Source organism: Deltaproteobacteria bacterium, assembly GCA_016875395.1.
Classification (GTDB): Bacteria; Myxococcota_A; UBA9160; order UBA9160; family UBA6930; genus VGRF01.
The window spans coordinates 56237-69348 of record VGRF01000019.1; the positions used below are offsets into that span (position 1 = coordinate 56237).

General features: G+C 72.2%; 10 protein-coding genes and 1 pseudogene. All 11 read right to left on the bottom strand.

Annotated features, from left to right (window positions below):
• Positions 1 to 2 precede the first annotated feature (2 nt).
• The 11 genes and pseudogenes from FJ091_14730 to FJ091_14780 all read right to left on the bottom strand — a co-directional run bounded on the left by FJ091_14730 (position 3) and on the right by FJ091_14780 (position 13085).
• Positions 3 to 860, bottom strand: a complete 858-nt coding sequence (locus tag FJ091_14730) for a hypothetical protein (protein ID MBM4384606.1) — start codon at positions 858 to 860, stop codon at positions 3 to 5.
• Between the two features lie 55 nt (positions 861 to 915).
• Positions 916 to 1828 (bottom strand): annotated as a pseudogene (locus FJ091_14735) (rRNA pseudouridine synthase).
• Between the two features lie 143 nt (positions 1829 to 1971).
• The gene (scpB, locus tag FJ091_14740) at positions 1972 to 2586 is read right to left on the bottom strand and encodes an SMC-Scp complex subunit ScpB (protein ID MBM4384607.1); all 615 of its coding nucleotides are present in this window, start codon (positions 2584 to 2586) and stop codon (positions 1972 to 1974) included.
• Positions 2586 to 3434 carry a segregation/condensation protein A gene (locus tag FJ091_14745; GenBank protein ID MBM4384608.1) on the bottom strand — a complete coding sequence of 283 codons (849 nt, stop codon included), beginning with the start codon at positions 3432 to 3434 and terminating at the stop codon, positions 2586 to 2588. Before FJ091_14745 ends, scpB begins: the two co-directional genes overlap by 1 nt.
• Before the next feature lie 71 nt (positions 3435 to 3505).
• A complete protein-coding gene (locus FJ091_14750; protein MBM4384609.1) occupies positions 3506 to 4867 on the bottom strand; it encodes a CCA tRNA nucleotidyltransferase in 1362 nt (453 codons plus the stop codon).
• Positions 4864 to 5781 (bottom strand): site-specific tyrosine recombinase XerD, encoded by a 918-nt coding sequence (locus FJ091_14755; protein MBM4384610.1) that lies wholly within the window; start codon positions 5779 to 5781, stop codon positions 4864 to 4866. The genes FJ091_14750 and FJ091_14755 overlap by 4 nt, the downstream gene beginning before the upstream one ends.
• Complete coding sequence (glnD, locus tag FJ091_14760) at positions 5774 to 8506, bottom strand: [protein-PII] uridylyltransferase (GenBank protein ID MBM4384611.1); 2733 nt, start codon at positions 8504 to 8506, stop codon at positions 5774 to 5776. The genes FJ091_14755 and glnD overlap by 8 nt, the downstream gene beginning before the upstream one ends.
• The gene (locus tag FJ091_14765) at positions 8503 to 9693 is read right to left on the bottom strand and encodes an N-acetylmuramoyl-L-alanine amidase (protein MBM4384612.1); all 1191 of its coding nucleotides are present in this window, start codon (positions 9691 to 9693) and stop codon (positions 8503 to 8505) included. Before FJ091_14765 ends, glnD begins: the two co-directional genes overlap by 4 nt.
• Complete coding sequence (mutS, locus tag FJ091_14770) at positions 9693 to 12353, bottom strand: DNA mismatch repair protein MutS (protein ID MBM4384613.1); 2661 nt, start codon at positions 12351 to 12353, stop codon at positions 9693 to 9695. Before mutS ends, FJ091_14765 begins: the two co-directional genes overlap by 1 nt.
• Complete coding sequence (locus FJ091_14775; protein ID MBM4384614.1) at positions 12350 to 12685, bottom strand: LapA family protein; 336 nt, start codon at positions 12683 to 12685, stop codon at positions 12350 to 12352. The genes mutS and FJ091_14775 overlap by 4 nt, the downstream gene beginning before the upstream one ends.
• A 100-nt stretch (positions 12686 to 12785) precedes the next feature.
• Positions 12786 to 13085 (bottom strand): integration host factor subunit beta, encoded by a 300-nt coding sequence (locus FJ091_14780; protein ID MBM4384615.1) that lies wholly within the window; start codon positions 13083 to 13085, stop codon positions 12786 to 12788.
• Between the last annotated feature and the right edge of the window lie 27 nt (positions 13086 to 13112).

Below are 13112 nucleotides of genomic sequence, written 5' to 3' on the forward strand. Positions count from 1 at the left end.
GCTCAGAACCGCGCGCGCGTGTGGCGGTCGTCCCAATAGATCTCGACCTCGCGCGCATCGAGATCGATGGTGGGAGGCAGCACGACATAGCCGAGCACCACTTCGCCCTCGCTCAGCTGCCCGAGACGCCCTTGCAGCACGCCGAGCTGGCGGTCGCTCGTCGCGTCGGGCTGATACGTGATGTGCTCCTGCACGAAGGTGAAGTTCGGCCAGAACTCCTGCGCGCGATTCGAGCGCGCGGCGAAGAGCAGGACTTGGGCCGAGAGCGCAGCACCGCGCGCGCCATGCGCGGCGGCCAGGCGCTCCTCGAACGCGCGCGAGCGGGCGAAGGCAACCCGCGAGACGCCCTCGCCGCCCGCGGTTTCGCGTTCGAAGCGCGCCGGTGCGCGTTCCTGCGAGAGCTCGACGATCGCGAACAGGTCGGCGAGATCCTGCTCGCCGAGGCCGAGCTGGAGCGGGCCGACGTCGCGGCGCGGGGCCGCTTCCGCAGGCGCAACCGCCGCGCTCTGAAGCGCGGACGCCGCTGCGCCGGGGGCGGCACCCGAACCCCCGGCGGCTTGCCCGGCGCCCAGCTCGCGAACTTGGCGGGCCTGATCGACCACGTTGTACGGGTTGTTAGGGTCCTGCGCCTCGTTCCAGATCTGCCAGGTGTGCGGCTTCGGCAAGTACGACGGGCGCACCGGCGGCATCTCGCCGGGCTCGACCTGCTTCGCACGCGAGCACGGGATCTGCGACTCGTGCTGCACGATGAAGATCGAGCCGTCGTGACATACACCCGAGATCGACTCGGCATGGGCGGCGGCGCTCGCCGCGAGGGCGAGCCCGAGCGCGCGTAGAAGCTGGGGACCGGCGTTCCGCATGGGCAGCTTTTCCGGTTTGAACGCGGCTCAGTCTACTCGGAATTCGCGAGCAGAATCAATCACTTCCGCGGCTCTTGCGAGCATTTCGCGGAGCTTCGGTGTTTGACTCGCGAGAGCGCGCGTTTGCGCGCGCAGTTGCCTCTTCGCGATGGCGCGCGAACTCGAGCAGCTCCGTCACCTCGCGCGGCCCGAGCCGCCGGACTCCGCCGAGTGGCAGGCGCGCGAGCAGCCCCCATGCGCTCTCTCACGAGTCGCACCACGCGGTGCCCAAGCGCGTCCATCGCGCGGCGAATCTCGCGCTTGCGCCCTTCGCGCAGCACGAGCACCAGCTCGGTCTCGTTGCGCGCTTCGTCGTACGTCGCGGGCGAAACGTGCGCGGGCCGCATCGGCCCGTCGTCGAGCTCGATGCCCGCGCGCAGCCGCGCGAGCCCTTCGCGCTCGAGCTTCCCGCGCACGCGCACGCGGTACTCCTTGTCGACCTCGCGCGAGGGATGGAGCAGCGCGTGCGCGAGCTCGCCGTCGTTGGTCATCAGCACGAGGCCTTCGCTGCCGACATCGAGGCGGCCGACGGGGAACAGGCGCGCGCTCCGCGCTTCGCGGGGCATCAGGTCGTGCACCGTGCGCCGGTCGCCGCTGTGCGGATCGCTCAGCGTCGTGATCACGCCGGGCGGCTTGTTGAGCAGCCAGTACTCGCGCGCTTCCGCGCTCAGCGGGTTCCCGTCGACGAGCACGGCGTCGCGCACGAGGTCGGCACGGTCGCCGAGCCGCGCGATCCTTCCGTTCACGGTGACGCGCCCCGCGCTGATCAGCTCCTCCGCCGCGCGCCGCGATGCGATGCCTGCCGCGGCGATCAGCTTCTGCAGACGCTCCGCGCTCGCCGTCTGCGGCTTCGCCTCGCGCGCTGCAGGCTTCGCTGCGTGCGGCGCAGCGCGCTTGCGTTCGTCGCCACGCCGGCGCGGCGGCTTCATCGCGAGAGCCGCGATTCAAGCCGTGCGCGCGACCAACTCATCCCGAGGCCTCATGGGAGCCCGACGCCCCTGTTCGATCTTCTCGACCTCGCTCGGCTTCGCCTTGCTGCGCGCTTTGCTGCCGCGTGGGGCTTCGCTTGCGGTCAATGCAGCTCGCCCGGAGGCGGAGCGCTTTCGATGGCATCGGCGGTGTCGGCGTCGAGCGGCGTCACCGCGGCGGCGCTCTCCGGCGGCGGCAGCAGCTCCTCGACCTCGCGCAGCGTGGGCAGATCGTCGAGCTTGAGCAGGCCGAACACTTCGAGGAAGCGCTTGGTGGTCGCGTAGACGAGCGGACGGCCCGGCACTTCGCGATGGCCGGCGATGCGCACGAGCTTGCGGTCCACCAGCGACTTCAGCACGGGCCCCGCATCGACGCCGCGCACGTGCTCGACCTCGGCGCGCGTCACGGGCTGTCGGTACGCGATCACCGCGAGCGTCTCGAGCGCCGCGCGCGTCAGCCGCAGCGCACGCTCGCGGTGCAGCGCGCGCAGGTACGGTGCCACGCTCGCGCTCGTGCGCAGCTGGTAGCCGCCCGCGACCTCGCAGATCTCGAGCGCGCGGCCCTGCTCTTCGTACTCGCGCGTGAGCTCGGCGACGATGCCGGCGACCTCGCTGGCTTCGAGGCCGGGCACGATCTCGGCGAGGCGCGCCGCGCTCACCGGCTCGCCGCCCGCCACGATCAGCGCCTCGACCAGCTGCTTCTGCTGCGCGCGTTCCATCACAGCCCCTCCACGGCGCGCGGGTCTTCCGCAATGCGCCGCCGCCATTCGTCCGCACCTTCTTCCGAGCGCCGCAGCCGGATCGGCCCGGTGGGCACGCCGTCGTCTTCGCCCACGCCCTGATACACGCGCAGCGCCGCCACGCGCACCAGCTCGAGCAGCGCGAGAAAGGTCGCGACGACGAGCGCACGCGAGGGCGGAGCGCCGCTCGGCGCCACGAACAGCTGCTCGAACTCGAGCGAGGCGTCGCTGCTCCCGACCTGATCCATGATCGAGACCATGCGCTCGTAGACCGTCACCTGGTCGGCCTCGACCTCGTGCAGCCCCGGGCCCTGCGGCACGCGCGCGAGCACTTTGCGGAACGCGTCGAGCAGCGCAAGCAACGAGACCTCGATCTCGCGCTCGGCCTCGGGCGTAGGCGCAAGCTCGGCGGCCTGCGCCTTGAACACGTCGCGGCCCTCGCGCGGGAACTCGCCGAGCTTCTCCGCCGCTTCCTTGAAGCGCTCGTACTCGAGCAGGCGCGCCACCAGCTCTGCGCGCGGATCGGGGCCGTCCGACTCCTCACCGTCCTCGCTCGGCGGCAGGATCAGGCGCGACTTGATCCACGCGAGCGTCGCCGCCATCAGCAAGTACTCCCCAGCGACGTCGAGCTGGAGCTCTTGCATCAGGTTCAAGTACTCGACGTACTGATCCGCGACGTCGGCCACCGAGAGCTCGGTGATGTCCATCTCGTTCTCGCGAATGAGATGGAGCAGCAGATCGAGCGGCCCCTCGAAGAGCGACAGCTTGATCGCGCACGTGGCGCTGGACGCGGACCCCACCGCGGCGGACGTACCCGATTCGTGCATGCGAGCTCCGGGAGGCGACGAGACTGCGGAACGGGGGGTGGGTCGCACCCTACCCGATCGCCCTCGCGCCGTCAGGGTTTCCGTCGGTGCCCTTTCGACTTAGCGCGCGTGCTCGCGGCGGCCCTGCGCGCGCCCGCCGCCACTTCGCGCGCGAGCAGCAGCGCTTCGCCGCGCGTCGTCACCTCGCGATCGAGCACGGCAGCGCGAATGCGCGCGATCGCGCGGCCGACCTCCGGGCCCGCGAGCCCGAGCGCGACGAGATCGTCACCGCCGACGGGCAACGCGACGTGGCGGTCGACGCTCGCGTGCCGGTCGATGCGCGCGCGCAGCGGCGCCGGGGCCCATGCGCGCAGTGCGGCGAGCTCCTCCGGTGGAAGCGCCCGCAGCAGCGCATCGCTGGCGCCGCGCCCGCGAGCGCGCGAAAGGTCGCGCAGCGTGACTTCGCGCACGCGCGCGAAAGCCGCGATGCGCGTCGCGACGGCGCCGCGAATCGCGAGGCGCTCGAGCGCGCGGCGCGCGAGCGGCGGCTGCAGCGCGGCGAACCACACCATGAGGCCGATCACCCAGCCGCGCGGCGACGGCTCCGCACCGGTGTCAGCCGCGGCCGCGAGCCTGCGGAGCGCGGGCAGCGCCGACTTGGGCAAGCCGAGGCCCGGCTCGAGCGCGCCGAGTACGTGCCACGCCTCGAGCAGTGCCAGCGCGCGCGGCGAGTCGCCACCCGCGCGCGGCTCGTCGAACAGCTTCTCGAGCTCCGCAGCGAAGCGTTCCCCCGACACCGCGCCGAACGCGCCGCTGCGGAGCGCGTCGCGCAGCGCTGCGCGCGACTCGCGCGCGAGGCGAAGCTCGAAGCGCGCGGCGAGTCGCGCGGCGCGCAGCGCGCGCGTCGGGTCGTCGCGGAAGCTCGCCGCGTGAAACACACGCAGCTCGCCCGCGCGCAGGTCGGCCACGCCGCCACCGGGGTCGACGAGCGCCCTGCCCGCCGCCGGGTTCAGCGGGAGTGCGAGCGCGTTGAGGGTGAAGTCGCGGCGGCGGAGATCTTCCTCGAGCGTGCCGGGCTCGATGTCGGGCAGCGCGCCCGGCGCCGCGTAGGACTCGCGCCGCACCGTGGCGAGGTCGATCGACTCGCCGCCCGCGAGATCGATGCGCACCGTGCCGAAGCGTGCGTGCAGCGTCACGCGATCGCCCGCGAGCGCCGCCTCGTGCGCGAGCGCCGCGGTCTGTTCGCCCACCGCAGCGCCGCCCGGATTCGTCACGGTGAGGTCGGCGTCGCGCAGCGCGCGGCCGAGCATCAGATCGCGCACGGGGCCGCCCACGAGATAGAGCGCCAGCCCGCGCGTCTCCGCCGCGCGTGCGAGCCGCTCCGCGCGTACGCGCACGGCTTCCGGCAGCGCCGCGAGCGCAGTCTCCGCGCTTGCCGTGCGCAGCTCCCTCACCGCCGCGCGCCCGCGCCACGCGGGTGGTGCGTCTCGACCAGCTCGCGCATGCGCCCGCGGCTCACGTGGGTGTAGATCTGCGTCGTCGCGAGGTCGGCGTGACCGAGCATCGTCTGCACCGCGCGCAGATCGGCCCCGCCTTCGAGCAAGTCCGTCGCGAAGGCGTGGCGCAGCACGTGGGGAGAGACGCGCTCCTTCGCGATGCCCGCGCGCGCGGCGAGCGTGCGCAGGCGCGCGAAGAAGTTCTGCCGCGTCATCGGCGCGCCGCGAGCCGTGAGGAACACCGCATCGCAGCGCTTCTTCCCCAACAGCTGCGGGCGCGCGTCGCGCAGGTAGACGCCCAGCGCATCGAGCGCCGGCTCGCTCGCGGGCACGAGGCGCTCCTTGCGCCCCTTGCCGAGCACGCGCAGCACGCCCGCGCGCCGATCGAGCGCAGCGAGCGGAAGCGCCACGAGCTCCGACACGCGCAAGCCCGAGCCGTACAGCACCTCCAGCATCGCCCGGTCGCGCAGGCCCAGCGCGCCGTCGGGCGCGGCCGCCTCGATCAGCGCCGCGGTCTCGTCGGGCCGCAGCGTTCGCGGCAGCTGTCGCGGCAGACGCGGCGACGCGACGCCATCGCTCGCGTCGCGCGCGCAGCGCCCCGTCGTCACGAGGTACTGCGCGAAGCGCCGCACCGAGACGAGCATGCGCGCGCGCGAGCGCGGCCCGAGGCCCTGCGCTTCGAGCGAGGCTAGAAAGCCCGTGACGTGCTCGCGCGCGAGCGCGCGTGGCGTCGTCACGGACTTCCGCGCGAGCAGCTCCGCGAAGCGCGCGAGATCGGCGCCATACGCCTCGATCGTCTTGGGTGCGAGCCCGCGCTCCACCGCGCAGTGACGCAGGAACGCGTCCGTCGCATTCGAGATCGCATCAGCCATGCAGGTGCTGCGGCGCCGCCGCCGGGTCGCCGCCCACGACTGCGAGCAGGTCGCGACGCAGCCGCTCGATCCCGCGCTTGTTGAGCAGGCGCTTCTCGCGCGGAGTCTTCACGTAGAAGCTGTCCGCGGCTTGATCGAGCACGGTGGTCGCCTTCGACACGTAGATCTCGAGGTCGTGCGCGGTGATCGTGCGCGTCAAGTCGTAGAGCAGACCGAGGCGGTCGTCGGCATTGACGTCGATCACCGTGAAGAAGTCCGACACGTCGTTGCGCACCGACACGCTCGGCGGCGTGTGCGATGCGATGCGCTTCGCGCTGCCGGGTGGCCGCGCCTGCTTCGCGATCAGGTCGGCGACCGCGACCTCGCCGCGCAGCACGCGCGCCAGCGAGCTCTCGAAACGCTGCCAGCGCTCCTCGCGGACCTCGTCGTCGCCGGCTGGCGTGCCCACGCGGTAGACCTCGAGCGCGAGGCCGTTCTTCGTGGTGTAGACGTGCGAGCCGAGGATGTTGATCCCCGCCGCGGTGAGACAGCCCGCGACGTTGGCGTAGAGGCCGTGCGCGTCACGCGCGCAAACGATCAGCTCGCTGAAGCCCGCGCGCATGTCGCGCACGGTGCGCGTCACGGTGTGGCGCTCGGGATCGAACTTGAAGAGCGCCTGCGCGTGCCGCGCGATCTGCGGCGGCGTGTGCGAGACGAAGTAACGGCGAGGCATGCGCTCGAAGAACTCGTCGATGCGCGCCGCCGCAACGCCCTCCTCCGCGAGCTCCGCGCGCGCGCCCTCCATGCGCTGCTCGATGCGCCCCTCGATCAGCCCGAGCGCGAGGTCTTGCCCCTCGCCGCCGGCTTCGAGGTACTCGGCGGTGCGCTCGAACAGCTCCCGCAACAACTCCGCGCGCCACTCGGTCCACGCCGACTTCGAGCTGGCGCGCATGTCGGCGAACGTGGCGAGGTAGAGGTTGTGCAGGTTCTCGCGATCACCGCACAGCCGCGCGAACTCGACGATCACCTTCGGATCCGACAGATCGCGGCGCTGCGCCACGTGCGACATCACGAGGTGGTGGCGAATGATGAAGTTCGCGCGCGCGGCGCGCTCCGCGGGCAGCCCGAGCCTCGCGAGGCACTTCTCGCCGAGCTCGGCGCCGATCGCGGAGTGATCGCCACCGAAGCCCTTGCCGATGTCGTGCAGCAGGCAGCCGAGATAGACCATCGGTAGGTCTTGGGTGGTGTGCACGAGCTCGCTGAGGTCCTCGACCAGGCTCGCGTACTTGCCCTGCCAGAGCCGGCGCAGCTCTTCGACGAGGAAGATCGAGTGCACGTCGACCGTGTACGTGTGGTAGACGACGTGCTGCCAGCGGCACACGATGTGGTCCCACTCGGGCAGGTAGCGCCCTAACAAGCCCACGTCGTTCATCGCCATCAGGCTGCGCATCACGCGCCTCGGCGCGGAGAGGATCTGCACGAGCAGGTCGGCCACCGCCGGATCGCGCTGGTAGGCCTCGTCCACGAGATGCAGGTGCTCGCGCAGCATGCGGCGCGCCGCGCGCGAGAGCGGCACGTCGTGCGCCTGCGCGACGGCGAAGGCGAGCAAGAGGCGCAGCGGCTTCTCGCGCAGCAGCGCTGCATGCGGGATCTCGAGCTGGCCGCCGGCGATCTGGAAGCCCTCCTCCACCGCGATCCCCGCCGCCCGCGGCTTCGGCCGCACGCGCGCGAGGCACTGCTCGATCACGATCTCGGAGTGGGTCTGAATCGCGCGCGCGCAGCGGTAGTACTCGCGCATGAAGCGCTCGACGGGCAGCTCGCCCGACATCAGGTCGCGCTCGAAACCGAGCTTGCCCGCAAGCTGCTCCTGCAGCTCGAAGCTCATCTGATCGCTTTTGCGCTTGGTCTGGAGGTGGAGCGCGTTGCGCACGCGCCACACGAAGCCGAGCGCGTGCTGGTACTCGCGCAGCTCCGCCTCGGTGAGGAAGCCGACGTACAGCAGATCCGGCAGCTCGCGGAAGTCGCGCTCGCAGGCGCGCGCGACCCAGTACGCGGTGTGGTAGTCGCGCAGGCCGCCGGCGCCTTCCTTCACGTTCGGCTGCAACAGGTAGAGCGACTCGCCCATGCGCAGGTGCCGCTCGCGCAGCGCGGCCAGCTGGCGCTCGGCGAAGTCGCCGAGCTCCGGAATCGCGCGCTCGCGCACGGCGCGCATCAGCTCGTGGAAGAGCGTGGCGTCGCCCGCGAGGAAGCGCGCGGCGAGCAGAGCGGTCTGCGTCGCGACGTCCGTCTGCGCTAGCGCGATCGAGTCGCTCGCGGTGCGCACCGCGGCGCCGACCTGCAGCCCCGCGTCCCAGAGCGGCGTTTGCACGTGCTGCGCGACGGCGGCGCAGAAATCCTCGGCGCCGTCGTCCTCGAGGATCAAGAGGTCGACGTCCGACCCGAGCGACATCTCGCGCCGCGCGTAGCCGCCGACCGCGACGAGCGCGACGCGCGCTCCCGTCGCGCCGTACTTCGCGTAGTGAGCCGACGCCGCCACGTCGTAGAGCCTGCGAATCAGGCGATCGAGCCCATCCGAGTTCGCCGCGTTCACGGCCGCCCCAGTCGCGCCCTCGCCATGCAGGGCCGCGAGGTACGCGCGCAGCGCAACGCAGTAGTTCTTCGCGCCCGCCGAGAGCGCAGCGCCGCTCGCCTCTTCGCCCGGCCGCGCAAGCGGGACGTACAGATCGATCTCGGGTGCGCTCGTCATCGTGCAATCCCTGCGAGCGCCGTGCTGCGCTCCTTGCGATAGCGCGCGAGTCCGCGCGCGATCTGCTCGGCGATCACCTCGCGGTAGAGCTTGGTGCGCAGCCGGCGCGCCTCCTGCGAGTTCGTGACGAAGCCGATCTCGACGAGCACGGCCGGTGCGTCGCTGAGGAACAGCACGTGGAACGGGCCGCGCTTCACGCCGAGATCGTTCGCCTCGCCGTAGGCCTGGCGCACGCCGCCGACCACCTCGCCGTGAATCGCGCGCGCGAGGCTCGCCGAGCGCGAGCCGACCTCGTTCACCTTGAAGCCCGCGAGTGCGCGCTGCAGCGCGTCGAGCTGCGCCGGCTCGACGCCGCTCTCGCGCGCAGCCACGCGCAACGCGTGGCGCTCGTGGTTCACGTCCAAATAATAAGTCTCGATCCCCTGCAGCTTCGGGCGAGGCGCTGCGTTCACGTGGATCGAGACGAACACGTCCCCGCGCGCGCCCTCGGCGAACGCAGTGCGCTCCTCGAGCGAGAGCGTGCGATCGCGATCTCGGGTCATCAGCACGTCGAAGCCGCGCGCCTCGAGCCGCTGCTTTGCGCTCTTCGCGACGGCGAGCGTGATCTCCTTCTCGACGAGGCCGCGCGGGCCCATCGTGCCGGGGTCGTCACCGCCGTGACCGGGGTCGAGCACGACGAGCAGCCTGCGCTCGGGCGCCGGCGGCGCGGGCGACATCGCGGCGACGTCCGGCAGCGCGGACTCCGCCTCGCGGCGCTCCTCGCGCCCGCCGAACACGTCGATCACGAGCCGGTCGGGGCCCGCGAGCGCGAACATGCGGTGGCGCTCGTAACGAGCGAGGTCGATCACCGCGCGGGCCGCCTCACTCTCGAACTGGCCGAGGCGAACGGCCGTGAGAAGGCCATCGACCACGGGCTGTGGCGTGTCCCAGTCGTGACCGACCCACACGTTGGGCAAATCGACGTAGAGCCGATCCGAGCGTCCGGCTGCGGGATCCGCGGCGAGTCGCTGCAGCTCGCCCGCTGCCACGGGTCCTGACAACTCGATCACCACGCGCGTGTACTCGTCGTACGACCAGTGCCGCACGCTGCGCACCTTCACGCGGTCCGCGTGGTCGTCAGCCTGCGCGAAGCTGGCCGTGCTCGCGAGGGCGAGCAGCGCCGCCGCGACTGCCGCGGACGCGCGCATCACTTCGCTTCGCCTTCGAGCCGGCGCCGCCAGCGATCGAGTAGCGCGAGCGCAGCGAGCGGCGTGGTGCGATTCGCGTCGCTCGCGCGCAGCTCGGCAAGCACCGCGTCTTCGTTCGCATCGCGCGGTGACGGCGGCGCGAACAGCGAGAGCTGCGGAGACGCGGGCGCAGTGTCGGGCGCGGCGAGGCGCGGGCGGCCGCGCGCATCGAGCTCGCCCGCTTCGAGCTGCGCGAGCAGCTGGCGGGCGCGCGTGATGACGGACGCCGGCAGGCCCGCGAGCTTCGCGACCTCGATCCCGTACGAGCGGCTCGCGGGGCCATCGACGAGGCGCCGCAGGAACACGGCCTCGCCGTTCACCTCGCGCGCCTCGAAGTGCGCGTTCGCAACGGCGGCCTTCGCGAGCGCGAGATCGGCGAGCTCGTGGTAGTGCGTCGCGAAGAGCGTGCGGCAGCCGAGGCCCGGCGCGTCGTGGATGAACTCGGCGACGGCCCACGCGATCGAGAGCCCGTCGAAGGTGCTCGTGCCGCGGCCGATCTCGTCGAGGATCACGAGGCTGCGCGTGGTGGCCTGCCCGAGGATCTCGGCGGTCTCGCGCATCTCGACCATGAACGTGGACTGCCCCTGCGCGAGGCGGTCCGAGGCGCCGACGCGGGTGAAGATGCGGTCGACCACGCCGACTCGAGCGCTCGCGGCCGGGACGAAGCTCCCGATCTGCGCAAGCAGCACGATCAGCGCGACCTGCCGCAGGTACGTGCTCTTGCCCGACATGTTCGGGCCCGTCAGTAACAACACGCGCGTCGCGCTCGGCTCGAGCGCGGTGTCGTTCGCCACGAACGCGGCGCCCTCGCCTTGCAACACTCGCTCGACCACGGGATGCCGCCCGCCGCGAATCTCGAGCGTTCCGCCCTCGCTCAGCTCTGGGCGAGTCCAGCCGTCTCGGCGCGCGACCTCCGCGAGCGACTGCAGCGCGTCGAGCTCCGCCACCGCGTCGGCTGCGGCGCGAATGCGCGCCGCCTCGGCGAGCACGCTCTGCCGCACGTTCTCGAGCACTTCGCGCTCGAGCGCGGCCGCGCGGTCGTTCGCGCCGAGCACCTGCGACTCCATCTCGCGCAGCTCGCGCGTGGTGAAGCGCTCGGCGCTGGCGAGGGTCTGCTTGCGCTCGTAGTCGGCGGGCACGCGCGCGAGCTGCGCCTTCGGCACCTCGAGCCCGTAACCGAACACGGGCTGGTAGCGGACCTTCAGCGACGCGATGCCCGAGCGCTCGCGCTCGCGCGCCTCGAGGCCCGCGATCCACTCGCGGCCCTTGTGCGCGGCTTCGCGCAGCGCGTCGAGCTCGGGCCGGAAGCCCTCACGGATGAAGCCCGTCTCGCCGGCGCCGCGCGAGCCGCGCGGCAGCGGGCGCGGCTCGTCGACGATCGCGTCGAGGAGCAGCTGCACCAGCCCCTGCAGCTCGCGCGGAAGCGCCAGCGACGCCGGCGCAGCCTCGGGCACGAGCGCAGCGCCATCGCTCGCGAGCGCGCGGCGCACTTCGGGCAGCGCCGCCAGCGAGGCGCGCAAGGTCGCGAGATCGCGCGGCTCGCAGCCGGGCCGCGCGCACTTCGCGAGCTGGCGCTCGAGGTCGCGAACAGCGCCGAGCGCGCTGCGCAGCCGCGCGCGCGCGCGATCGCGCTCGGCGAGCCACGCGACGCCAGCTTGGCGCGCGCGGATAGCGTCCGGCGCGAGCAGCGGGTACGCGAGCCAGTGCGCGAGCCGGCGCGCGCCGAGCGCGGTGATCGTCTCGTCGATGCGCTCGATCAGCGTGCCGCGCCGCGAGCGATCCTCGGCGCTCTCGAACAGCTCGAGATGCCGGCGCGTCGCGGCATCGAGAATCATCGTGTCCGCGAGGGCGTAGCGGCGCAGCTTCGGCGCGAGCTTCGCGGCGGAAGGCTGGTGCGCCTCGAGGTACGCGAGCACGGCGGACGCCGCGCACAGGTCGGCGCCGGGCGTGTCGGCCGCGAGGAGTGCCGCCACGCTCGCGAAGCTCGCGGCAGGCGCGCGCGAGAGCACGAGCTGCGGCAGCCGCGCGCCCAGCTCGGTCGTCACGGACTCCGGCGCGTCGTCCGCGATCACGCACTCGCGCGGCGCGATGCGCTCGAGCTCGTCGAGCAGCGCTCTCGGCAGCGCGCCGTGCGCGAGCGGCGCCTGCGTCGCGCGGAAATGCCCCGTCGATGCGTCGAGCGCCGCGAGGCCTGCGTCGCCGGACGCGGTGATCGCGACGGCGGCGAGCGCGACCTCGCGCGCAGCCGGCAAACCGTTCGGGTCGCCCACGAGCCCGGGCGTGATCACTTCGATCACTTCGCGCCGAACCAGCCTGCGCCCCCCGACGCTGCGCGGATCCTCGGTCTGCTCGCAGATCGCGACGCGATGGCCCTTCTCGCTGAGACGCTTGATGTAGGCGTCGGCGGCGTGCACGGGCACGCCGCACATCGGAATCGGATCGGGCTTGTCCTTGTCGCGGCTCGTGAGCGTCACTTCGAGCAGCGGCGCCGCCCTGACTGCGTCGTCGAAGAACAGCTCGTAGAAGTCGCCCATGCGGTAGAACAGAAACGCGCCGGGGTGCTGCGCCTTGAGCGCCGCGTACTGGCGCATCATCGGCGTCTCGCGCGCGAGCACGCTCATGGCTTCGTGAGCGGCGGCGCGCCGTCGCCCGCTGCGATCGCCGCGCTCGCGCCGCGCAGCTGCTCCACTTCCGCTTCGAGCCCCTGCACGCGCTTCGCCAGCCGGCGCGCGCCGAGCGTCTTGCGCCCGAGCTGGAACAACAGGCCGGCGCTCGCCGCGAAAGCGCCGCCGAAGAACGCGACTGCGATCACGAGCCAGAGCGGCTGGTAGGACGCCTCCGCGAGGGGAAGATCGACCCGCACCGGGTCGTCGTTGGCGAGCACGAACACCGCCGAGGCCACCATCGTCGTCAGCAACAGCACCACCGCCACGAACCACCGCAGCTGTCGCATGGCTCTCACCCCCCGCGTCAGCAGCGCCGCTTGGACGAGTCAGCTCCGGCGCGCAGCGCCGCCAGCTGCACTCGCACCACCGCGCCGCGACCTCACCGTCTCACCCCTTCGACGACACCGGCGCGTCGTCGACCTTCTCCTTCAGCTCTTTGCCCACCTTGAAGAACGGCGTGCGCTTGGCCGGGATGTGCACCTCGTCGCCGGTCTTCGGATTTCGGCCCTCGCGCGCCTCGCGCACCTTCACCTGGAAGCTGCCGAAGCCGCGGATCTCGATGCGCTCGCCGCGTTTCAACGAGTCCGTCATCGCATCGAAGATCGTGTTCACCACGATCTCGGTGTCCTTCTTCGAGATGTGCGGCATCAGCTCGGACACGCGCTCGATCAATCCGCTCTTCGTCATCTGCGTCTCCACGTGGGCCGGGGCGCG